Below are 1,382 nucleotides of genomic sequence, written 5' to 3'. Positions count from 1 at the left end.
AAAATGACAGCAGAATCTGTATAAGCAGAAAATACAGAGCTAAAACGCTCGTCCATATCAGCATGTCGCGAACAGCAACAACCCATTTCCCCTGGGAGCCGGATAACACATCGAGCTGCCCTGTGAACAGGCGGATAGCCACAGCAACCGTAAGCAAAACCGGGGTAACGGTCGCCCCGATGACCGTAGACACCCAGCGCCCGTGTTCATGGATACCCTCAGACGATAGGGCATCGACAAAGTCCAGTAGAATATCCATCCCCTACCAACCCCGCCCTAACCGCTCCATAACCTCAGGGTGGCTATCTTCTATCTGTTGCTGACTAGCAGTACCCTCCAAAAGCGCTATTTCGCGCCGCAACCGATCACGCTCAGTAGCGGCCGCAGACGCCGCCGATATAGCGGCAGACTGGGTTTGCAACCGTGCAGCATCCTTCATACCGATATCGCCGGAGGCTTCTTGCAGAATCTCGTACTGGCGCTGCTCTAGGTCAGCAACAGTTTCGTACATTTCAGAAAGGCGTTTCTGCTCTCTATAACGGGCGGCCGCCTCTTCATCGCCGTCTCGTTCCGCCGCTGCAATACGCCGGTCCATTTCGCGTTGAATAACGCGTAAGCGCTGCTCAAGCGACATACCTTCCATATTATGAAGCTGCGTAATGTTGCCGAAATCACGCTGCAAGCGGTCCGCGAGATTAAAGGTACGAAGGTCTTGGATCGTGTCATAAGTCGTCAGGGCATCATGGTACGCAGTGTTGAGAGTCTTAAGCTCGTCACTTTGTATCTGCGCATGATTAACCACTTCAACCAACTGTTCATAAACCGCTTTCAACTCTACGATAATCCGCGCATTAGACACGCCGCCGGTTAGGGCAGACGCCGGAGGCGCAAAAACCAAGGCGGATAGGAAAACGACAGGAATAAACCGATTACGCATGGCGGGCCTCCATCGGGTTTAAAGCAGGGGTATTTGACTCAAGGGCTGTTCGAAACAGCCGCAACCGCTCGAAAAAGTCATTCGAGCGCCGGGAAATATCTTCTTTAAGATCGAGGATGGACGGATCCGTGTTGGCGGTATCAAGCAACATCTGCGGAAAGCTCAGATGCAAGTTGTAGTAGCGATCGCCGACGCTGCGAATCGCAGGCCGCCACGGCAGGCCCAAGGGGTTAGGCATATCTTCCCAAACCGCCCGCGGACCAGAGGGCATTTTCACGCGATCGGCTATAGCCGCATGCCCTGCTTGTCGATAGAGGAAATTACGCAGGGGCATCTGATCAATAATTTCCTGCTCCAGCACATCCATTTCCGTGATGCCCTGACTAACGAGTTGTAACCCGGCATTCTCTTTCCGGCCCATGCGTGACAGCATGGAGCAAAGCGG

3 protein-coding genes are annotated in these 1,382 nt (G+C 53.6%); all 3 read right to left on the bottom strand.

The window, feature by feature from the left end:
- Positions 1-259, bottom strand: a 259-nt coding sequence (locus CAI21_RS22715; protein ID WP_147305241.1) for a hypothetical protein, incomplete at its 3' end; no start/stop codon positions are given.
- Between the two features lie 3 nt (positions 260-262).
- Positions 263-937, bottom strand: a complete 675-nt coding sequence (locus CAI21_RS22710; protein WP_116304384.1) for a hypothetical protein — start codon at positions 935-937, stop codon at positions 263-265.
- Positions 930-1,382: hypothetical protein (locus CAI21_RS22705; protein WP_220349082.1), on the bottom strand; the 453-nt coding region annotated here is incomplete at its 5' end. The genes CAI21_RS22710 and CAI21_RS22705, both read right to left, overlap by 8 nt.

Source organism: Alkalilimnicola ehrlichii (assembly GCF_003399765.1).
Lineage (GTDB): Bacteria > Pseudomonadota > Gammaproteobacteria > Nitrococcales > AK92 > AK92.
The sequence above is the reverse complement of the archived record's forward strand: the minus strand, read 5'-3'. Positions and strand labels throughout refer to the sequence as shown.

Bases quoted from the DNA above. Each gene is read 5' to 3' on its own strand.
- CAI21_RS22710 (WP_116304384.1), bottom strand. From the start codon at position 937: ATGCGTAATCGGTTTATTCCTGTCGTTTTCCTATCCGCCTTGGTTTTT.